Here is a 20,361-nt window from a genome sequence, read left to right on the forward strand (position 1 = left end):
TTACAGTCCTTTACTTAAAATCGAATTGTACTTAGCTGATAGAGTTTATCGCGCATCTGCTCAGCGCGTTTGGCGTCGCCTTGCTTGTCATAAATAGCGATGGCCAAACGATAAAACCGCGTTTCACCATCTTCTTTTTTTATGGCCTTTTGGATTAATAACGCTGCCTCATTCAGATCATCCTTCTCCAGCAATTCTTGCGCGCGCTTATACATATAGTAAGGATTGGCATTGCGATATTGGCGTACACGCTGCTGGTAATATTCACTCTGCTCTGCATTCCCCATATCCTGATACAAACCCGCAAGGTTATGCATGATGGTGTAATCGCGCGGATTTATTTTTAATCCATGTAAATAAATTGCTTCTGCTTCAGGAAATAATTTTTGTCTACGATAAAAACTGCCAAAATTACTCCAGATATAACTGGGCTTTTGGCTCATCAGCAACGCTTTGCGCAAATATAAAAATCCTTCGCGCGCATTTCCCTCCGCCGCCAATTCCATTCCACGATTGGAATAAAATTGCGCGGCAACAAGACTTTGGTCGATTACCCGCTGCTTGTAATTAGGGCGATAGCGGCGCATTTCCAGATCGACCACTATGTCGCTCACATCAGCAGTAGTTGCCACCTGCACCGCACTGAAATTGCGGCGCGGCATAAATACCTTGGCGTTGACGTGACGCATCAACAAATAGGTATCACTTGCGCGCATATCCCACATCGGTGGCAATATCACTTCATTCACTTCCGCATTAAGCCCAACGTGGCGTGCCAGAGCCACAAACAACAGCGTATAGCTAATGCAGTTGGCATGACGCGTTTCAAACGCATCAATCCCCGTAATGGTTTCATAAGCGCTGTAAGTAATTCCCCGACCACCCTCGGCCGTTTTACCGATAAGCGCTTTGTGCAATGCCTCGGCTTTGGCATCGGCTTGAGAAAGCGATGCAGTAGCAGCATCGGCAAATGCCTGCATCTCTGCAGTCAGACCAAACAGATTGGCGTTGGGCAGTTCTTCGGGCAAATAAGGGCGACCGAGAATCAACTCGCCCGACAATTCTTTCGCCAAAGGGCCGTTTTCCGACAAAAATGGGACTTTCTGCACCATTGAAGAACAGGCAGAAAGCAAAAAACAGAAAAAAATAATGCCAAAGCAGGGTAATTTCATCGTTATTAGGCTCGCTTTTGGTCACGCGGTAGATTGAGTATAGAAGTGAACCGCCCAGTTCGCGCGCCAGCCTTTCTTTCCTAAGACTGTGAGATATAAGCGTTTTTTCTTATTCCTCGCGCTACTGAATCAAACCGGAAGCACCGTCACCCACAGCGATTTTTAAACCTCAGCCCTTCCTTGGATTCCACCCGCGCAAAAAAAGTGCACATGATCCCCAGTTCGGAATTCTTTTACGCACGCAACTATTGCATTTGTTGGCACCAAAAAATCGCACCGCCATTTTTCATGTTTCAGCGATGTGCAAAAACAAAAAAATGATCGGGATAACCTAAAAATAGCTGCGCCAATAAAGTGCAAATCGGAGGTTGGCACAGTGTTTGAATAAGTCATTTTGTGTAAAGCCGATTTATATAAATGCCAACCGAACAGTTTCTGATTTTATTTTTTGATCGAATTTTCGTTTACAGCCAGGAGCCCGAGATGAAAGACACCACAACAAAAATGAAAAAAACAATCGCTGTATCAAGACCATCTTTATTGAGTAAGTTAATTAAAAATACCTTGGCATTTGCCGCAGGTTTCGCATTAGTCGCAGCAGCAAATGCAGAAACAGGCCCTGCTGAAAAAACTGAATTGAAATTTGGTTTTATTAAATTGACCGATATGGTTCCACTGGCTGTAGCCTACGAAAATGGCTATTTCGACGATGAAGGTTTGAGTGTAGAACTCGAAGCACAGGCCAACTGGAAAGTGGTATTAGACCGTGTGATCACTGGCGAACTTGATGGTTCACACATGCTCGCAGGCCAACCAATTGGTTCAACTATCGGCTTCGGTACCAATGCGCACATAGTGACTTCGTTTGTAATGGATTTGAATGGCAACGGCTTAACCGTAGCAAATGATGTATGGAAAAAAATGAAGAAAAATATTCCAGTCGATGCCGACGGAAAATTTGTTCATCCCATTAAAGCCGATGCATTAAAGCCCGTTATTAAAGCCACTAAAGACGCAGGCCAAACCTTTCCAATGGGCATGGTATTCCCCGTTTCTACCCATAACTATGAAATTCGTTATTGGCTGGCAGCAGCAGGAATTCACCCAGGTTTTTATGCGCCTGCAAAAGGCGATATCACCGGGCAGATCAAAGCCGATGTATTGCTTTCCGTAACACCACCACCACAAATGCCTGCAACTTTGGAAGCAGGAACCATTAAAGGTTATATGGTAGGTGAGCCTTGGAACCAACAAGCGGTATTCCGTGGAATTGGAGTACCGATTGTGACTAACAATGATATTCACAGTAACTTTACCGAGAAAGTATTTGGCGTAACCAAAGACTGGTCAGAGAAAAACCCCAACACGCACATTCGTGTAGTAAAAGCCTTAATCCGCGCAGCAAAATGGTTGGATGAAAACAGCAATGCCAATCGCCCTGCTGCAGCCAAAATGATTTCCGCTTCACATTATGTCGGCGCCGATTACAAAGTTATCGCTAACTCCATGACTGGCGTTTTTGAATACGACCGCGGCGACTTGCGCAAGCAACCCGACTTTAATGTGTTCTTCCGCTACAACGCTAACTTCCCTTATTACTCGGATGCAATTTGGTATCTGACGCAAATGCGCCGCTGGGGTCAAATCGCCGAAGCAAAACCAGATAGCTGGTACACCGACACTGCGAAAAAAGTATTTCTGCCAGAGGTTTATCGCCAAGCAGTTAAAGACTTGATCGACGAAGGAAAAATGGCAGCTACGGATTTCCCCGAACTGGATAAAACCGATGGTTTCCGCAAACCGGAAGACACCAAATTTATCGATGGCAAAACCTTTGATGCAAGCAAACCCAACGATTACCTCAAGCAGTTTGAAATTGGTTTAAAAGGTGATGAACAGATTTAACCATCAGTAATGTCGCAATCATATTAAAAATGATACGCCCGCTTAGTGTTTACAACAGTAAGCGGGCAACAGAGGAATGCATATGAATACCGCACTCGCTTCATTAAAAATCGATCAAATCAAAAGCATAAAATGGCGCGAATTGATCATTCAAACACTTATGCCACTTATTGGGCTGCTGTGCTTCCTAATGATTTGGCATTCAGTAGCGCCCAACATTAAAACTTCATTAGGTGACTTCCCCCAACCACAACAGGTCTTCGCACAATGGGGCAATTTGGTTGATGAATATCAATCCGAAAAAGATCGCGAAGCACAATTTTATGAGCGTCAGGAAAAACGCAACGCCGACTTGTTGGCGAAAGATCCAAACGCAAAATTGGATGAGCGTACCTTTAGCGGTCGCCCGACTTTTTTTGAAAAAATTGAAACCAGTTTAGTTACCGTGCTGTCGGGCTTTTTAGTCGCGACAGTGATTGCGATTCCCGTTGGCATAATGATCGGCCTAAGCCAACCGCTATACACAGCAATCAATCCACTCATTCAAATTTTTAAACCTGTATCGCCACTTGCATGGTTGCCGCTGGTGACCATTGTGGTAAGTGCTGTTTACGTATCTGACTCGCCAATGTTCTCCAAGTCCTACATTATTTCGCTGCTCACCGTGAGCCTCTGCTCGCTCTGGCCAACCATGATCAACACCGCTGTAGGTGTTGCAGGCGTGAGTAAAGATTTAGTGAATGTGAGCCGCGTATTGCGCTTGGGTTGGTTCACTCATGTAGTCAAAATCGTATTGCCCTCGGCAATTCCGATGATGTTTACCGGCTTGCGTATTTCATTGGGTATCGCCTGGATGGTACTGATCGCCGCCGAAATGCTGTCGCAAAACCCCGGCCTTGGAAAATTTGTGTGGGATGAATTTCAAAATGGTTCATCTGAATCACTGAGCCGCATTTGTCTCGCCATTTTAGTGATCGGTTTTATTGGATTCCTACTCGACCGTACCATCATGATGCTGCAAACCTACATTAACTGGGATAAAAGCGCGGTTGTTCGTTAATCGTTTTGCCCTCACCCCCTGCCCCTCTCCCGCAGAGAGGGGAGCTGACCTGAACATAAAATATTTTTTTACAGAGGACGCCACTATGAGCCAGATTCATTTGGAATTAACCAAAGTTGGTATTGAGTTTCCCACACCCAAAGGCCCTTTTTGCGCGTTGCAAAATGTGGATTTAAAAATCAAAAAAGGCGAATTTGTTTCACTCATTGGCCACTCTGGTTGTGGCAAGTCAACTGTTTTGAATATTGTTGCAGGCTTATACCAAGCCACTACTGGCGGCGTGGTGCTCAATGGCAAAGAAGTTAACGAGCCGGGGCCAGAGCGCGCCGTGGTGTTTCAAAACCATTCGCTGCTGCCTTGGTTAACGGCTTACGAAAATGTTGAGCTGGGTGTAAAACGTGTATTCAAAGGCAAAAAAAACAAAGCCGAAATGCATGAATGGATCGAACACAATCTTGAATTGGTACACATGACTCACGCCATGCACAAACGCCCGGACGAAATTTCCGGCGGCATGAAGCAACGCGTAGGTATCGCCCGCGCACTGGCGATGGAACCACAAGTCTTGTTGATGGATGAACCCTTTGGCGCACTTGATGCACTGACACGCGCGCATCTGCAAGACTCACTGATGGAAATTCAAAACGAATTGGGCAACACAGTAATTATGATTACCCATGATGTCGATGAGGCAGTGTTGCTTTCTGATCGCATTGTGATGATGACTAACGGACCAGCAGCCACTGTAGGTGAAATTCTTGATGTAAATTTACCGCGCCCACGCAATCGTTTGGAGCTGGCCGACGATGTTGAATACAACCACTATCGTTCGACCGTATTGCGCTTTTTGTATGAGAAGCAAAAGAAAGTGGAGTCTTTCGATGCCAAGCGCAATGAAAAAGCACTTGATAAAAACGGATCAAACAAAGCAAAAAGTGTTGCCTAAGGTGTGCAGCGCTTAATCGTTTAAACGACCTCTGTTCCTCGGCAAATTGGGGAGTAATCGCCCCGGTTTGCCGGGGCTTTTTATTTTAAATGAATTACATATAAGCTTTAGCAAACGCGGCTTTAGATTCCTGAATGTAATTGCGCACTTTTACTGCGTGAGATTCCCAAAGCGCGCGATCTTTATCATCACTAAATGGATTCTGTTCTTTAGCCACTGAACGATCAAACTTGTCGTAGAAGGTAATCACTGAAGATGCAATTTGATTGAATCTTTCTTTGAATACCTGAGTTTCTTCCATTGTCTCTGTGGCTTTCATCATAAACTGGACAAACTCAGTGTTAGAGCTTGAGTAGTTTTGATAGCTTTCTGCCTGCACAGTAAAGTAATTATTAATTTCCTCCAGTGCAGCATTGCGTGTTGGCTCGTCTTTACTTAGCACACGGCTGTAATTTTCCTGCCCGCGCCCCAAACCGCCAGCAATCAGCGATTCCTTTAAATGCTTATCCAAGTCTTTGCGGAACCTATCGACTTCACGCTGAATATCAATCAGGTCTTTATCCAGAGCAACCACGGTGTTTAATTCTTTTTCCACCTCACCCATAAAGCCTTCGGTTTTTTTGAAGGTTTGCAGGCCATTTTCTTCAGCAAATTTGCGTGATTTACGATCAATGCCCGCATTCTCGTAAGACACACGGTCAAAGGTGGTGGCAACAATGGTTTTAAACGGCTCAGAAAATGCCTGATAAGCCCCTGCAGTCATCACATTCAGACTTGCAGTTGCAATATCGCCCAAGGGCTTTAACAAGGATTCCATGCGTGATTTCTGAATGGGCGAGGCCACACGTTTAACATCGCTGACAATGCCTTTAAAGGTTTGATAACCGAGCGGGTTGGCCATTTTGCCGCGCTCGGATGTAGCCAACACCAAAGTCACACTGGCGTAAATCCCGTTGGCATATTCCAGATACTGACGCTGCACATCAATTTGCGCCGCATAGTTTTTACCGAGTGTACGCAGTGCATCTGCCTGTACCTGGTAATTTTTATCGTCGCGCAATTTACCCAGCACTTCGGCAATCACTTTTTCCTGATTTTTTTGCAGCGCAGTATCCAGCAGAATTTTTTCTACCGTAAAATCGTCCAGCCAAATCTGGCCGTTGCTGACTTCAAAATCCAAACGCAGATATTTTTTACCCGGGTCATCGATAGAAATACGTTTTGCGTGATATTCCGCTGAATCATTATTGCCTTTGATCTGACCGACTTGCACCCAGCCGCCATCACTATTCTGATTGGTTGCCACCAGAATGTTGATTTTATACTGCGTAGCAGGCGATGAAGTTTTAATCCAAAACTCCAGCGTGCCCTGCTCGCTCAAATTAACACGCGAACGCACCGAAGCTTCGCCTTGTTCGATTTGCAATGCGCCAGTGGCAGTACGCGCCTGTTCACCCACAAATGTAGCGCCGTACATCAACGCCCATTTTTTCTGGTCCGCACCGCTCTCAAATCCATTTTTAAATATCACTGATTTTTGCTGCGCAACGGCAAAGGATGCCGTCAAACTAACCGTCGTAAAAATCAATGTACTTGCGATTTTTTTAAACATGCTCATCTCGCCGTTTTTAAACATTAATCAATGAAAAACAATTTCCCAGCAACGATTTCCAATAGTCAATTGCTGAATACCAATGCTACTCAAGCAAGCCTGGAACACGCGCTTGTAAAAACTGATCCACCTCAACTTTTCGATCCCCTAGCACACGCGCATAAGCAACACGTTCATCGGGCAAGCGGGTAATCGAATTCAAATAACCATTTGCGCCCCAGCGATTAGCTGCAATGGGGTTGGCGACAGGATCATTCAACGCATCCTCTGCCGCAAGCATTGTCCAGCCCTGCTCAATCAAGCGATCAACCAATGCCACTATAAAGTACGCAGCCAAATCATTTTCCTGCAGTACCAACACTTGGCGCGGTGAGTAGCCCAGCAAGTTAAATGCTTTTGCATCCTCTTGTGCGAGCGCCTGACTAAAAATATCGACATAAGCTGCTTCCAGCTCTGCCATATTTACCGCGCGATTAGCGCGCACTTTTTTTACATAGAGCTGATTCAAATAGGCATCAACTCCACGCATGCTATTCACTCCGGTAAAGGCCGGAAAATAGCCGCGCTTTTGTAAAAAATCAGCCAATCCGCGCTGGATATTGGCATCGCCAAATTCGTGCAAATAGGAAAAATGCACGTGCTTTTTATAACCCTGATACCGACGCAAAATCTGATTCGCTTTGAGTATGCTGATCTCATAAGCATAGAGATCACTTTTACTCACCAGACTTTGCCCGTGACCGGCATTTACTAGCAAATGGCCTTTATCACTGTAAAGCGCCAAACGCGCCTTGCCTTTTTGATCAATACCACGGGTTTTAACCAAAAACATCGCCTGGGGTACACCCGCCACCGCCAAATTGCGCACCAACATTTGCGAGCGCGCCATTGCATCCATGGAAGTAGAATCTTGTAGCGTATTATCAAATGCAATTACCAACTCGCGTGCACTTGTGACGCTGGCATTCGTCATCCCGACAACTGCCAATAAACTAACTAGCCATAGTTTTTTCAGCACAGGTCATTCTCATTGAAGTTGTTGTTATATAAACATTATGTGAAGGTTTTATTCAGGTAATTCGTACAGTTCCAAGGGTAAACCATCGGGGTCCTGAAAAAAGGTAAAACGCTTCAAAGTATATTCATCAACACGAATCGGCTCTACTGCAATCCCGTTAGCGATCAAATGCTCAACGTAGCTATCGAGATCGCGCACCACAAATGCCAAATGGCGCAAACCGCAGGCTTCAGGGCGCGATGGACGTGCAGGAGGCTCCGGGAAAGAGAACAACTCTAACTGCGTACCATTCGGCAGTGCCAAATCCAACTTCCAGGAGGCGCGCTCAGCACGATAATGTTCGGCAACCACGGCCAAACCTAAAATCTGAACATAAAAGTGCTTTGATTTTTCATAGTCCGAACAAATCAAGGCTACATGATGAACCGCATCCAATACCGCTTGGCTCATTTTCATTCACTCTCTCTTCTGCTCAACACAATGTGTCTCAATCATCAACACGGCAGCTTAGTATAACGCCCGGATCAGCAAAGTGCGGAGTGCAGCCTGTGGCAATATGCTGACCGTTTTAAGCTGTATCTTATCTGAACAGCTCAGAGCCTCTTTTCCGCCTCTATTTCAATTCGCCCCAGATGAAATACTGTGCATAAAAAAATCCCGGACAAAGCCGGGATCTCATCTATTCATTTAGCTTCATGCTGCCGTCGCATTTGGCTTAAACCGGTTTTGATAAAGGCGAGTAAATCCTCGGGAAACAATGGTTTGGAAAAGTAATAGCCCTGCACCAGATCAACTTCCAAATCGCGTACGATCAAGAAGTCTTCCTCGGTTTCTACACCTTCGGCTACCGTTGCCAAATTCAGGTTTTTAGCCAGCTCGACAGTGCTGGTTAAAATCGTCAATTGTTGTGGGCGCGCAGCGGCGCGATGGATCAGCGAGCGATCAATTTTTAATTCTGTCGCAGGTACACGCGAAAGTTGCTGCGCGTTGGCGAAACCAGTGCCGTAATCATCGATGGCGATATGAAAGCCTTTCAAGCGCAACCGAGCCAGAGTGCGAATCGCACTGGCCAGCTCACCGAGCAAGGCATTTTCCGTTACCTCAAACGTAATTTCGGATGGCGCAATGCCGTGATCATCCGCAAGCTTGCACAGCCAATCCACCATGTCGGAATCCGCCAGTGACAATGGCGACAAGTTGAATGCGAGATTGAAACGCAAACCGTAATTTTGCCATTGGTATTTGTGTTCAAACGCGAGCTTCATTAAATGGCGGGTAAGCTTGTCGATCATGCCGTGGCGCTCAGCAAGCGGAATAAACTCGCCGGGAGAAATCATCCCCTTGGTTGGATGACGCCAGCGCGCCAAGGCTTCAACACCTTTCAGAATTAGCCCCTGCACTGTCAATTTTGGTTGATAGGCCAAAGTTAATTCACCATTGACAAGCGCCTGCCCCAGCTCCACAGCGGTAACCTCATTTTCAGGCACATCAACTGGCTCAGATATCTTGGCTTTTGCATCCTGAATAAAACGCGCCAAACTGCATTCGAGCGCATCGGGCAATAAGGGTTTTTGGAAGGTGCCCAACACATGCAGGCCGTCGGCTTCGGCCATAGTGCCGACACTGGCAATTAAAATGGGATCTTTAGCACTGAGAATAATCACGCTACTGGCATATTTTTTCTGTGCCATGAGCCGGATTAGCTCGACACCATCCATCACCGGCATTTCAAGATCAACCAGTACCACATCGACTGGTCGAGTACCCAAAACGTCCAAGGCATCTGCGCCATTGGCCGCATCATGCAGGTCACTCACACCAAGATCCTGGCACAGCTCTTTTGCATACTGGCGCTGGGTTAAACTGTCATCAGTGATCAATACACTTAATCTGGAGATAGCCGTGCTCATGCTTTGCCTCCCAACACGGCGGGGATTTGTGATAACGACATCACCTCTTTTGCAGCACCGAGGCTGATCGCCTCTTTCGGCATTCCAAAAACAACACAGGAGCGTTCATCCTGCGCGATGGTTCTACATCCCACTTGTCGCATTTCCAATAGGCCCCTTGCGCCATCGTCACCCATTCCCGTCATGATAATCCCCATGGCATTGCGCCCGGCGGCACGTGCCGCAGAGCGAAACAACACATCAACCGATGGGCAATGGCGATTCACACTCGGCCCGCGAAACACCTTAGCGATGTATTGCGCACCTGAACGCTGCACTTCGAGATGATGGCCACCTGGTGCGATAAGTACACGCCCGGGAATCAGACGATCGCCGCTTTCCGCTTCTTTTACATCCACTTCACACAAATCATCCAAACGCTTTGCAAAGGCCGCCGTAAATTTTTCTGGCATATGTTGCACCACAGCAATGCCCGGGCAGGTGCGCGGAATTTTGGTGAGAATTTCTTCCAGTGCCTGAGTACCGCCGGTTGAGGTTCCAATCACTATGATTGAGTCAGTGGTTGCGGTCATAGCAACCAAATCCGATGCAGGTAAAGGAGCTACTGTTTTTTTAGTATCTGGCGCTGCGGCGCGACGCGCTACATGCGCACCTGCAGCAGCACGCACGGTTTGCCAGAGCAAATGTTTTGCTTCGAGTAAAAAATCCTTAACACCTAATTGCGGCTTGGTGATGATATCAATCGCCCCCGCCGACAATGCCTGCAGAGTTAACTCGGCACCTTTTTCAGCAAGCGATGAGCAGATAATCACCGGCGTAGGTTTTTCATGCATCAGCTGGCGCAGAAAGGTCAAACCGTCCATGCGAGGCATTTCGATATCCAATACGATGACATCTGGCCATTTTTTTTGCATCTGCTGCTGGGCAAAAATCGGATCTGATGCAGTGGCATAAACGCTAATATCCGGCGCTTCATTAAGCACCCCGCTCAATACCTGACGCACAACTGCGGAATCATCTACAACCAATACATCAATTGCCATAAGCGCTCACTTTTTTGTGCGTTTTATTCTGACTAACACATCATTAATGATGCCTTATCAGTTTAGTCATAAACCTTCAGGAGTGATTCATTTGATAATGCTTTAACTGAATTTCACCGGTGGTAAGAATCAACATTAATGAGCGGGAGATAGAACCACCAACATCGGTCTGGGCAGGCTGGAGTTTTTCACGCCGCAACCATTGGCAAGCATAGGCGATATTGTCCTGACCTATGGATTTGGGCGAACGATACGCAAACATATCGCCGCCGCCAAACAACCCAAGCCGATACTCATTGATATCGGCATAAGCTTGCATAACTTTTTTCATCTGTGCCAAGGCATGAACGGCATAACGACAATCGCCAATAGATCCCAAGCTTTGTAAACTTCCACCGTTCCTTGAGGTTGGCATATTGGCGAGCAAATAGTGACACATGCCACCGATTTTCAGCCGAGGGTGCCACACTGTGAGCGCAACACAGGAACCCAATACCGTGTGCAAACGCTCATATTCAGCACCAAAATACCACTCACCCGGATGAATACTGTGCAGTGGTTTGATAATTGGCACTACAGCCATAAATATCAACGCCCGATCAGACGATAAATAGCAGGTTGGATAGGCGCAAACCGCGTACCTATTCCATGTAAACTTTCCGAGTGCCCAACAAACAAAATCCCGCCCGGTTTTAATTTATCGGCAATGCGGCTCAAAATTTTCTGTTTATTCTCATTTTCAAAATAAATCAGCACATTGCGCAGGAATATCAGATCAAACTTTCCGATATCCGGAAAATCCTCATGCAAATTCAAAGTGAAAAATTGCGTTGCCTCGCGCAGGTCAGCAGTAACTCTCACGTTGCCTTGTTGGGGGCCGATTCCCTTGCGACAAAAACGGCGCAAATATTCCGGCGGAATATTCTTGGTGCGCATTTCAGGATAAATACCTATCTTGGCCTGCTCCACCACAGTGCGATTCACATCAGAACACAGCAGCTCCCACTCACACTGACAGCGATCTTTTAACACCATCGCAATACTGTAAGGTTCCTCGCCGGTGGATGATGCGGCACTCCACACACGAAAATTATTGCCCGGTTTTAATGCGGGCAATATTTCCTGTTGCAGATAGTCAAAATGTTTTGACTCACGAAAAAAATAGGTTTCATTGGTCGTGATCAACTCCAACGCAAGGCTCAGCTCATTTTTGCCTTGCGGGCTTTGAATCAAACGATAGTAATCACCAAACCCCGTCACCTTGCAAGCTTGCAAACGCTTCCATAGCCGGTTGCTTAATAACGCCTTTTTCTGTGCAGGCAAAAAAATGCCTAATTTATCCTGAATAAGCTGTTGAAATAACTGAAACTCTTTTTCTGTCGGAATCGGCGTAGTACTTTCCATTTGCATGGTTTAGCTCTTGTTATGAATAACGCACAAAGTTTTTATCCAAATCATCGTCTTGAATTTTTTTATCCGCTTTTTTTCGCTGCGGAGCAGATTGGACGGAAGAAGGCGTTGAAGTTACAGCTCTGGTGTAAGAATTACGCGCATCATGTGTAGTTAACGTGAAATAACTTACAGCCTCCTGCAAGCGCAACGCCTGGGAGCTAAGCTCCTCTGAAGTTGAGCTCAACTCTTCTGCCGCCGCCGCGTTTTGTTGCATGGTCTGACTTACTTGGCCAATTGCGGCATTAATTTGATTGACGCCCGCAGTTTGCTCGGTAGATGCCGCTGCAATTTCTTGTACCAGATCAGCAGTTTTACGAATAGACGGAACCATCTCCTGCAGAAGTTTCCCGGCGTTATCAGCTTTGCTGACTGTCTCACCTGCAAGCGAACCAATTTCCTGCGCCGCCACTTGGCTACGCTCAGCGAGTTTACGCACTTCCGATGCAACCACTGCAAACCCACGACCGTGCTCGCCCGCACGCCCAGCTTCAATTGCTGCGTTAAGCGCAAGCAAATTAGTTTGATAGGCGATGTCATCAATCACACTGATACGGTCAGCAATTTTTTGCATTGCATCGACGGTGCTGGCCACAGCACTGCCTCCGGTTGATGCATCTGTCGCCGCTTTTTGAGCCATGCCATCGGTAATACTGGCATTCTCATTATTTTGCATAATCGATGCAGACATTTGCTCCATAGAAGCCGAGGTTTCTTCAACACTCGCCGCTTGCACAGAGGCGCCTTTCGCCAAGGATTGAGCCGTTGCGTTCACTTCTTCCGATGCCGATGCCAAGGCATCAGCCGAGCTGCGCACTTCACCTAAAATTTGCGAAAGTGAGTTGGACATTTCGCGAATCGCCGCCAACATACTGGAAGTATCACCCTGCTTTACATTGACATCCTGCGTTAAATCCCCCGCAGCAATTTTGGCCACTACCGCAGCAGCATAGTCTGGCTCACCGCCAAGCTGGCGCAGCAAATTGCGTGCAATAAAAAAACCGATCAAGGTAATTGCAGCCAAGGTTATGACCGCAATAATTACCGAAAGCGTGGCAGCATTTGCTTTGGTAGCAAGAGCAGCATTTTTGGCATTTTCAGCGAGCGTCAGGTTGTAAGCGACGTGTTCATTTAATGCCGCCGTCATATCGCGTGCGGCATCTACTGTGCCCTCCACCAAAGCCATGGCCTCATTTACCTGGTTTTTGTTGGCGGCATCTAAAATGGCTGGCATAAACGCCATAAAATTTTCCAGTTGTTTTTTATCCGCTTCAAACAACACCCTATCTTGTTCATCTGCCAGCAGTGTTGCGTACTCTTTAATACCATTATCGATATCTGTCTTCGCCTTCATTAAATCGGCTTCAATAGTTTCATTTTTTGAAGGGTCAGTATTTAGCACCATGCGACTTAAGCGAATGCGATATACGTAAACATTCCCTCTCAAGCTCGTTAGCACGCGCATACTGGGAATAATATTTTCATTTGTGTAATTGGTTTGATTAAATACTGAATTGATCTGCAATTGAGAAGATGCGGCAAGAACAATAATCCCCAACAATGCAGTAGCCACCAGCAGTATCATTTTTTTGGCGACGGTCATTTTTAACTCCATACTTTTTCACGAATTAAACAGGCTGGGCATTACACCAGCCCCATTATTTTTTGCAGCAAACCCAACAGGTTCATCACTAACCAAAACGCACAAAACTTCCATCAAGTTCATCTTCATTCATAGAGTGATTTTTAGTATTGGATGATTTCGGAGTCGTTTTTGATGCAGGTGGAGTTTTCTTAACTGATTTACCACTTTGATTATTACCCAGCTTGAAATAAGTCATGGCTTCTTGCAGCCGGATAGCCTGCGCACTCATTTCTTCTGACGTAGAACTTAATTCTTCTGATGCGGCTGCATTTTGCTGCATTGTTTGGCTGACCTGACCAATTGCGGCATTAATTTGCGCAACACCGACATTTTGCTCAGCAGAGGCAGCGGCAATTTCCTGCACCAAATCTGCTGTTTTGCGAATAGCGGGAACCATATCTTTTAACAAAATTCCTGCATTTTCCGCACGCTTTACGGTATCCAATGCAAGTGTGCCGATTTCTTGTGCAGCAACCTGACTGCGCTCAGCAAGCTTGCGCACTTCTGATGCCACTACCGCAAAACCGCGCCCATGTTCACCGGCACGCCCGGCTTCAATAGCGGCATTTAATGCAAGCAAATTGGTTTGGTAGGCGATATCATCAATAACACCAATTCGCTCTGCAATTTTTTGCATAGCCTCTACAGTTCCCATCACCGCATCGCCGCCAGTTGCTGCATCGCGTGCGGCGGTTTGCGCCATTCCATCGGTCACTTTTGCGTTTTCACTATTTTGCGAAATGGAAGCAGACATTTGCTCCATAGAAGCAGAGGTTTCTTCTACGCTAGCTGCCTGCACAGAGGCACCCTTGGCGAGAGATTGCGCGGTAGCATTAACTTCTTCTGAAGCAGAAGACAAGGCATCGGCAGAACTGCGTACATCACCGATAATGCCAGCCAATTGCTTGCTCATATTGGCCACACTAGCGAGCAGAGATTTGCTGTCTCCTTGTTTAAGTTGGATATCAACATTGAGGTAACCATCCGCAACCTGTGACACCACACTCGCCGTATACGCTGGCTCACCACCCAGCAAATTAAACATATTGCGAAAAATAAATACCATCACTGCGATAATAACCGCAGGAGCAACAACACAAATAATCAGCAGCAAGCGAAGAGTGTCGGCATAGATTTTTTCAGTCTTTTCGGATGACTCCTCTAAAAATAGATCGAACTCCAATAAGGTTTTTTCGGCCAGCTCTTCCATTTGTTTGCTAGTTTCGCGATCCATCCCGCTCACCATTTTATCGACGAGCTTTCCTGTCTCAGCATTTTCCTGATCAAACGACTGCAAGGCTTCACGGTATTTCACCCCCAATCCGGCATGCTCTTTTTGCAATAGCTCAATCGCATCCAGCGTTTCTTTGTTGTCTTTTTGCAACGCCATAGCGTTGGCAAGGCGAGCCTGAACCATTTTTTCTTCTTTATTGAAACCGTCCGCGTATTTCATAAATTGCTCAGGGTCATTCCCGCGCAGCAAAATATTTTTCCACTCTTGCACCTGCGTTTTGAACCCAATAGCCGCATTTTCAACCTCAGCCAAAAACTCAGCTCTCACCTGAACGGTTTTGGATGTCTCTGCTACCACTTTGTTATAGGAGCTAATCTGCAAATAAGCCGTTGCACCCAAAACAGATAAGCCAAGTACAATCAGAATACTGAGCAAGATTATTTTGAATTTTAACGTGAGTTGATTAAACATTTTTATTCTCGATTTAATTGATTAACGAGATCAATATTGTTGGGGAAATTACTGCAACTGGGCTTCGACCAGATGTGCCAGTTCCCGTATGGACAACGCACTATTGGCATCCAGCAGCACCACAAATTCGTCGTCCCGCTTGGCAATTCCCTGAATGAAATCAGCGCGAATATTGGCACCAAATGAAGGCGCATCCTCAATATTCTCATCATTCATCTCAATCACTTCACTGACCGAATCAGCGAGCAAACCCAACACATGATTTTGCTCATTATTTTGCAGCTCAACTACAATAATGCAGGTGCGTTTTTGCACCTCAATTGGCTTTCGCCCCAAACGCACGGCAAGATCAATAACCGGTACAACATCACCACGCAAATTGATTACACCACGTAAAAAATTTGGCATTAACGGAACTTCAGTGATGCCGCTGTATTCAATAATTTCGCGCGTTTGCGACAACTCCAAACCATAGTTTTCATCACCAATGCGAAACGTTAAATATTGTTTGATGACTTCAGCCGTTTGATTTTTTTTGGCTCTAGTGGATTGATTCATTCTTCTTGCTCCTGCGCACTCACAGTAAAGGCATTGTTGCGTATATGTTCGCGATTAATAGCGAAGCCAATTAATTGTTGAATATCCAAAATCAAGGCAACTGCGCCAGTCCCCAACAAACTGGAGCCGCCGATACCTTTGAGCGCCTGAAAAATAGGCCCCATGGGTTTTACAACGGTTTGTATCTCGCCGTGCAATTCATCCACCACTATGCCCGCACGCTTTTCACCAAACTGCACAACCACAATTTTTTCACGCCCATGTTCACCCGGCTGCAATGAAAATATTTCACGCAACCGAATATAAGGAACCTGATCGCCACGTAAATTAACGCAATTCTGTCCGCGTACATGATTTAGCGAATTCAGATCAACACATTCAAGAATGGTATTTTGAGGAACAATAAAATCGATTTTTTCGGCAGTGACATGAAACCCATCGATAATGGCAAGCGTTAAGGGCAAGCGAATACTGAAGCTGGTACCAATACCCACTTCACTTTCAATCTCAATTCCACCTTGCAGCTCTTCGATATTGCGCTTGACCACATCCATACCCACGCCGCGCCCGGATAAGTTAGTCACCTGTTCGGCCGTCGATAACCCCGGATGGAAAATCAATTGAAATAATTCCTGACGCGAGAGATGAACACCCTCTTCAATTAACCCGTTGTTTATCGCTTTTTTGCGAATGCGCTCTACATCCAGGCCGCCGCCATCATCGTGAATACCTATCACAATATTGCCTGCGTCATGGCGCGCAGTGAGTTTGATGGTGCCCGCATCGGGTTTGTTGCGCGATTGCCGCACCGCAATAGCTTCAATACCGTGATCCATTGCATTGCGCACAATGTGCATAAGCGGATCGTTGAGTTTTTCTACCATTGAGCGGTCAAGTTCAGTTTCAGCGCCTTCAATTTCCAGCTCAATTTCTTTGCCAATAGATTTGGCGGTATCGCGCACTACACGGCGAAATTTTTGGAAAGTATCACCAATAGGAACCATACGCAGAGTGAGCGCGGCATCGCGAATTGCTTCGGTAAAATTGCCCATTGCGGTGACCGCTTCAATCAGCGTTGAATTACCCATTTTGGATGAGAGCAAATCCACACGCTGACGATTGATAACCAATTCGCCAATCAAATTAATCAGAACATCCAAACGCTCGGCATCAACCCGAATAAAACGGTTCTCACCTGAACTCTTTTTCTCGTTATTTTTCTTTTGTTTATCCAGTGCTGCGTTGACAATCTCAACCGGCACAGCCTGTTCTTCAACTAAAATATCGCCCAACATACCAACCGCACCAGTGGTTTTTGCCTGATGCTTTTGTGTCGCCAATGCGGCATCCAATTCCTGAAAGCTGATGGCATGACTTTTTACTAAAATTTCGCCCAAACGCTGGGGATTTTCCGGCAGGGATTTAATCAGATTGACATAGGCATCAACATTGCTGCGCGGCGGAATAATTTTGATATCCGACTCATCGCGCACGAACATAAATGCATCTTCAATTTGCTGTTGAGTTGCACTACTGACCAGTGTTATCTCAAAACCGAGATACAATTGTTCCGGATCAAAATCATTAAACGGAGGTAAATGATCAGCCAAGGTAGTGATATGTGTTATCTCACCAAGAGTGCGCAGAAAACGCAGAATAGATAAAGGGTCCATACCGTTGCGCAGCAAATCTGGACCGAAGCGTACCGAGATATGCCAAGACTCATGATCGGATTCCGCGCTGGCACTCATTTGTTGCTCGCTCGCTTTTGTGGCAACAGCAGACTTAGCTGGATGCGATTCAGCGTCCAACCAAGGGCTTAGTGATTCAAGTAGCGCCTCACCCTGAGCGAGACATTCCGCATCATTTGTGCGTTCGTATTTTGCATTCTCAACCAATACCGATATGTGATCGCGGCAAGGCAATAAAATACTTAACAGATCGCCGCTGATAGTGATTTTCCCATCGCGCGCACGATCCAACACATTTTCAACAGTGTGGGTAAAACTGACGATATCATTCAGCCCAAACAAACCCGCTGAACCTTTAATAGTGTGCGCAGCTCGAAAAATTTCGTTGATGGTTTCCATATCCTGATCGCCATCATCCAGACGCAGTAATGCAGCCTCCATCGAATTGAGCAAATCATCTGCTTCTGCAAAAAACGTCTGTAAAGCGCCATCGAGATTCATAGTAAATTCCTTATGATTCCAAGGCAAATTGAGTGCTAACATCCAGCGCCGTCAACACGCTTTCTACCGACTCATTGCTTTTAGTAATAAATAATGGGCGACGAACAGACGCAAAAAACTTTTTTGCAAAGAGCAAGAGCTGAACACCGGCGGTATCGATTTCACCTACACTCGACAAATCCAGCGCGATTTTATCGGCCATTTTTTCGTAATCCGCAAATAGCTCATCTTTAACTTGGGTAACACAATAGATTGTCAGATCACCTTCAAAAATGAGCGTGGTGGTATCTTTGTTTTTTTTGCGCGAAATATTCATGGCCAATTAATCCTGAGATTTTTCAGATGTTCCTTAGATCAGCGATGTCCCTTAGATCAGCGATGCCCCTTAGATCAGCGATGCCCCTTAAATCAGCATGGAAACTGCTTGCAGCATTTGCTCTGGGCGGAAAGGTTTTACAATCCAGGCTTTGGCACCAGCAGCCTGACCTTCACGCTTTTTCTCTTCCGCACCTTCGGTGGTGAGCATAATTACCGGAGTAAATTTGTAATTTGGTTTTGTTTTCATTTCTTTCAAAAAGCTAATGCCATCCATATTGGGCATGTTCACATCTGAAATAACCAAATTGATTTTCTGACCATCCAACTTGGTTAGTGCGTCTTTTCCATCAACCGCCTCTACCACTGTGTAACCAGCACCACGCAGTGCTATACCCACCACTTGTCTTACACTTGCAGAATCATCTACAACAAGAATTACTTTGGACATTCACTACTCCTAGAAAAACGTGATTTCTGAATTGTTTGAGCCTTTCGCTTGGGCGTCACTTCCGCGATGCACATCAACCTGCTCTAAAGTGGTATAGGTTTTTTGCAGCGAACGCAGCCATTCGCCGGTATCGATTTCCACTACAGGCTCGCCGTGACGCAAACGGGTTTCCTGATCGGCAATAGCACCGACCAACTTCTCCATATCGTCGATAACGTGACCTAAAATTTGGCTTACGCGATCCTGAAATTGCAAATTGACCAGCACTTCTTCCACGCTGGTTTGCACCGCAGCACTTTCATGTTCCAGCACTTGCGCAGACTGCAAAATGTTTTCGCTGGAGTGCTGAAATTGTTCAAGCACCTGCGCAATAGAAGATTCGGATTGAGTAAGGCGAGTGTTGTCTTCTGCGGCATATTCAGCGGTGCGATCAAGCGTGGTTTGCAGAGCGGAATTCACTTGCTCGATACGGCGACCAATGCGTGCACCGGTTTCGCCTGAACGAGTTGATAGAGTGCGCACCTCATCCGCGACCACAGCAAAACCGCGCCCGTATTCACCAGCACGCGCCGCTTCAATCGCCGCATTGAGCGCAAGCAAATTGGTTTGCGATGCAATGCCCGCAACTTCAGCGCTCATTCCGCTCAATTCAACGGTGATTTTTGACAGGCCGGAAATTTCCGTGAGCAGCTCATCGCGCTGTTCAATTGCCTGACGTAAAGTACGAGTGATTTGGCTCAACTCATCATTGGCAAAATGAATCACACCGCCCAAACCGTTATCGCCTTTCATGCTACTCGCCGTAGACGATGAACTGGCAACTGCTGCTTGCAGGCGTTGATGAATATCGGAAAAACGACCGACCAATTCAGTGATGCTTTCTTCAAGTTGATGCCGTGCCAATTCAGTTTGGCGCTGCCACAAGGGGAGAATTTCTTTTAGTAAATGCTGATAGTTTTCCAGAATCGGGCGATACATTTGCGCGAGCTGCTGACCACCTCTGGCTTGTGTTAATTCGGCTTGAGCATCAGCTTCGCGCTTGGCAAATTGCATCGCCTGCATACCTGCAAGTATCGCTGCGACAACTATCGCAATCAGCAACAGGGCTTTCCATATCAGGCCAAGCTGTGCAAGCGACAGCAATATCAAACCAATCACCCCCATGACGGCAATAGCGCCTAACAGCAGACTATTTGATGATCCACGCTGTACGTGCAAAGCAGAGGCGGAGGGAATATTCCCGAAGAAAGGTTGGTTATTCATTGATGTTATCCGTCTGAGTCCAGCGCAAACACGCAGAGTGTTGTAAATAATTATCACTGCATGAAGTGCAATCGAGTGGTTTTACTAGGTATAGACGGCGTTTATATAGGTGTCAAA

18 protein-coding genes are annotated in these 20,361 nt (G+C 46.2%); 3 read left to right on the top strand and 15 right to left on the bottom strand.

Annotated features, from left to right (window positions below):
* Nucleotides 1-14 precede the first annotated feature (14 nt).
* Entirely contained in the window at nucleotides 15-1,172 is a 1,158-nt protein-coding gene (locus SPL68_RS14020) for a transglutaminase domain-containing protein (RefSeq protein WP_323815799.1), read from the bottom strand.
* Between the two features lie 504 nt (nucleotides 1,173-1,676).
* On the opposite strand from SPL68_RS14020, the gene SPL68_RS14025 reads away from it, so the two are divergent.
* The 3 genes from SPL68_RS14025 (at nucleotide 1,677) to SPL68_RS14035 (ending at nucleotide 5,083) form a co-directional block, all read left to right on the top strand.
* The gene (locus tag SPL68_RS14025; protein WP_416377434.1) at nucleotides 1,677-3,077 is read left to right on the top strand and encodes a CmpA/NrtA family ABC transporter substrate-binding protein; all 1,401 of its coding nucleotides are present in this window, start codon (nucleotides 1,677-1,679) and stop codon (nucleotides 3,075-3,077) included.
* An 82-nt stretch (nucleotides 3,078-3,159) separates the two neighbouring features.
* Nucleotides 3,160-4,137 (top strand): ABC transporter permease, encoded by a 978-nt coding sequence (locus SPL68_RS14030; RefSeq protein ID WP_323815801.1) that lies wholly within the window; start codon nucleotides 3,160-3,162, stop codon nucleotides 4,135-4,137.
* 85 nt (nucleotides 4,138-4,222) lie between these two features.
* Complete coding sequence (locus SPL68_RS14035; RefSeq protein ID WP_323815802.1) at nucleotides 4,223-5,083, top strand: ABC transporter ATP-binding protein; 861 nt, start codon at nucleotides 4,223-4,225, stop codon at nucleotides 5,081-5,083.
* Between the two features lie 94 nt (nucleotides 5,084-5,177).
* On the opposite strand, the gene bdpA is transcribed toward SPL68_RS14035, so the two are convergent.
* From bdpA to SPL68_RS14105, 14 genes are all read right to left on the bottom strand, one after another.
* Nucleotides 5,178-6,695, bottom strand: a complete 1,518-nt coding sequence (gene bdpA / locus SPL68_RS14040) for a BAR domain-like protein A BdpA (protein ID WP_323815803.1) — start codon at nucleotides 6,693-6,695, stop codon at nucleotides 5,178-5,180.
* An 85-nt stretch (nucleotides 6,696-6,780) separates the two neighbouring features.
* Nucleotides 6,781-7,713 carry a polysaccharide deacetylase family protein gene (locus tag SPL68_RS14045; RefSeq protein WP_323815804.1) on the bottom strand — a complete coding sequence of 311 codons (933 nt, stop codon included), beginning with the start codon at nucleotides 7,711-7,713 and terminating at the stop codon, nucleotides 6,781-6,783.
* Between the two features lie 48 nt (nucleotides 7,714-7,761).
* On the bottom strand, nucleotides 7,762-8,169 hold the full coding sequence (gloA2, locus tag SPL68_RS14050; protein WP_416377431.1) for an SMU1112c/YaeR family gloxylase I-like metalloprotein: 408 nt from the start codon (nucleotides 8,167-8,169) through the stop codon (nucleotides 7,762-7,764).
* Between the two features lie 227 nt (nucleotides 8,170-8,396).
* Nucleotides 8,397-9,623: an EAL domain-containing response regulator gene (locus tag SPL68_RS14055; protein WP_323815805.1), complete on the bottom strand. Its 1,227-nt coding sequence runs from the start codon at nucleotides 9,621-9,623 to the stop codon at nucleotides 8,397-8,399.
* Nucleotides 9,620-10,666 carry a protein-glutamate methylesterase/protein-glutamine glutaminase gene (locus tag SPL68_RS14060; protein WP_323815806.1) on the bottom strand — a complete coding sequence of 349 codons (1,047 nt, stop codon included), beginning with the start codon at nucleotides 10,664-10,666 and terminating at the stop codon, nucleotides 9,620-9,622. Before SPL68_RS14060 ends, SPL68_RS14055 begins: the two co-directional genes overlap by 4 nt.
* 76 nt (nucleotides 10,667-10,742) lie before the next feature.
* Nucleotides 10,743-11,249: a chemotaxis protein CheD gene (locus SPL68_RS14065; RefSeq protein WP_323815807.1), complete on the bottom strand. Its 507-nt coding sequence runs from the start codon at nucleotides 11,247-11,249 to the stop codon at nucleotides 10,743-10,745.
* Between the two features lie 5 nt (nucleotides 11,250-11,254).
* Nucleotides 11,255-12,076 (bottom strand): CheR family methyltransferase, encoded by an 822-nt coding sequence (locus tag SPL68_RS14070; protein WP_323815808.1) that lies wholly within the window; start codon nucleotides 12,074-12,076, stop codon nucleotides 11,255-11,257.
* 13 nt (nucleotides 12,077-12,089) lie between these two features.
* Entirely contained in the window at nucleotides 12,090-13,718 is a 1,629-nt protein-coding gene (locus tag SPL68_RS14075) for a methyl-accepting chemotaxis protein (RefSeq protein ID WP_323815809.1), read from the bottom strand.
* An 88-nt stretch (nucleotides 13,719-13,806) separates the two neighbouring features.
* Nucleotides 13,807-15,465 (bottom strand): methyl-accepting chemotaxis protein, encoded by a 1,659-nt coding sequence (locus tag SPL68_RS14080; RefSeq protein WP_323815810.1) that lies wholly within the window; start codon nucleotides 15,463-15,465, stop codon nucleotides 13,807-13,809.
* Nucleotides 15,466-15,513: 48 nt separating this feature from the next.
* The gene (locus SPL68_RS14085) at nucleotides 15,514-16,023 is read right to left on the bottom strand and encodes a chemotaxis protein CheW (RefSeq protein ID WP_323815811.1); all 510 of its coding nucleotides are present in this window, start codon (nucleotides 16,021-16,023) and stop codon (nucleotides 15,514-15,516) included.
* Nucleotides 16,020-18,215 carry a chemotaxis protein CheA gene (locus SPL68_RS14090; RefSeq protein WP_323815812.1) on the bottom strand — a complete coding sequence of 732 codons (2,196 nt, stop codon included), beginning with the start codon at nucleotides 18,213-18,215 and terminating at the stop codon, nucleotides 16,020-16,022. The genes SPL68_RS14085 and SPL68_RS14090 overlap by 4 nt, the downstream gene beginning before the upstream one ends.
* Nucleotides 18,216-18,225: 10 nt before the next feature.
* A complete protein-coding gene (locus SPL68_RS14095; protein WP_323815813.1) occupies nucleotides 18,226-18,531 on the bottom strand; it encodes an STAS domain-containing protein in 306 nt (101 codons plus the stop codon).
* 87 nt (nucleotides 18,532-18,618) lie between these two features.
* Complete coding sequence (locus SPL68_RS14100; protein ID WP_323815814.1) at nucleotides 18,619-18,981, bottom strand: response regulator; 363 nt, start codon at nucleotides 18,979-18,981, stop codon at nucleotides 18,619-18,621.
* 9 nt (nucleotides 18,982-18,990) lie between these two features.
* Nucleotides 18,991-20,244: a methyl-accepting chemotaxis protein gene (locus SPL68_RS14105; RefSeq protein ID WP_323815815.1), complete on the bottom strand. Its 1,254-nt coding sequence runs from the start codon at nucleotides 20,242-20,244 to the stop codon at nucleotides 18,991-18,993.
* Nucleotides 20,245-20,361 lie beyond the last annotated feature (117 nt).

It is taken from the genome of Cellvibrio chitinivorans (assembly GCF_035117775.1).
Classification (GTDB): Bacteria; Pseudomonadota; Gammaproteobacteria; order Pseudomonadales; family Cellvibrionaceae; genus Cellvibrio; species Cellvibrio chitinivorans.

Excerpts from the sequence above, each read along its gene's own strand:
- SPL68_RS14020 (WP_323815799.1), bottom strand. The coding sequence starts at position 1,172 with ATGAAATTACCCTGCTTTGGCATTATTTTTTTCTGTTTTTTGCTTTCT.
- SPL68_RS14025 (WP_416377434.1), top strand. The coding sequence starts at position 1,677 with ATGAAAAAAACAATCGCTGTATCAAGACCATCTTTATTGAGTAAGTTA.
- SPL68_RS14030 (WP_323815801.1), top strand. The coding sequence starts at position 3,160 with ATGAATACCGCACTCGCTTCATTAAAAATCGATCAAATCAAAAGCATA.
- SPL68_RS14035 (WP_323815802.1), top strand. The coding sequence starts at position 4,223 with ATGAGCCAGATTCATTTGGAATTAACCAAAGTTGGTATTGAGTTTCCC.
- bdpA (WP_323815803.1), bottom strand. The coding sequence starts at position 6,695 with ATGTTTAAAAAAATCGCAAGTACATTGATTTTTACGACGGTTAGTTTG.
- gloA2 (WP_416377431.1), bottom strand. The coding sequence starts at position 8,169 with ATGAAAATGAGCCAAGCGGTATTGGATGCGGTTCATCATGTAGCCTTG.
- SPL68_RS14055 (WP_323815805.1), bottom strand. The coding sequence starts at position 9,623 with ATGAGCACGGCTATCTCCAGATTAAGTGTATTGATCACTGATGACAGT.
- SPL68_RS14060 (WP_323815806.1), bottom strand. The coding sequence starts at position 10,666 with ATGGCAATTGATGTATTGGTTGTAGATGATTCCGCAGTTGTGCGTCAG.
- SPL68_RS14065 (WP_323815807.1), bottom strand. The coding sequence starts at position 11,249 with ATGGCTGTAGTGCCAATTATCAAACCACTGCACAGTATTCATCCGGGT.
- SPL68_RS14070 (WP_323815808.1), bottom strand. The coding sequence starts at position 12,076 with ATGCAAATGGAAAGTACTACGCCGATTCCGACAGAAAAAGAGTTTCAG.
- SPL68_RS14075 (WP_323815809.1), bottom strand. The coding sequence starts at position 13,718 with ATGACCGTCGCCAAAAAAATGATACTGCTGGTGGCTACTGCATTGTTG.
- SPL68_RS14080 (WP_323815810.1), bottom strand. The coding sequence starts at position 15,465 with ATGTTTAATCAACTCACGTTAAAATTCAAAATAATCTTGCTCAGTATT.
- SPL68_RS14085 (WP_323815811.1), bottom strand. The coding sequence starts at position 16,023 with ATGAATCAATCCACTAGAGCCAAAAAAAATCAAACGGCTGAAGTCATC.
- SPL68_RS14090 (WP_323815812.1), bottom strand. The coding sequence starts at position 18,215 with ATGAATCTCGATGGCGCTTTACAGACGTTTTTTGCAGAAGCAGATGAT.
- SPL68_RS14095 (WP_323815813.1), bottom strand. The coding sequence starts at position 18,531 with ATGAATATTTCGCGCAAAAAAAACAAAGATACCACCACGCTCATTTTT.
- SPL68_RS14100 (WP_323815814.1), bottom strand. The coding sequence starts at position 18,981 with ATGTCCAAAGTAATTCTTGTTGTAGATGATTCTGCAAGTGTAAGACAA.
- SPL68_RS14105 (WP_323815815.1), bottom strand. The coding sequence starts at position 20,244 with ATGAATAACCAACCTTTCTTCGGGAATATTCCCTCCGCCTCTGCTTTG.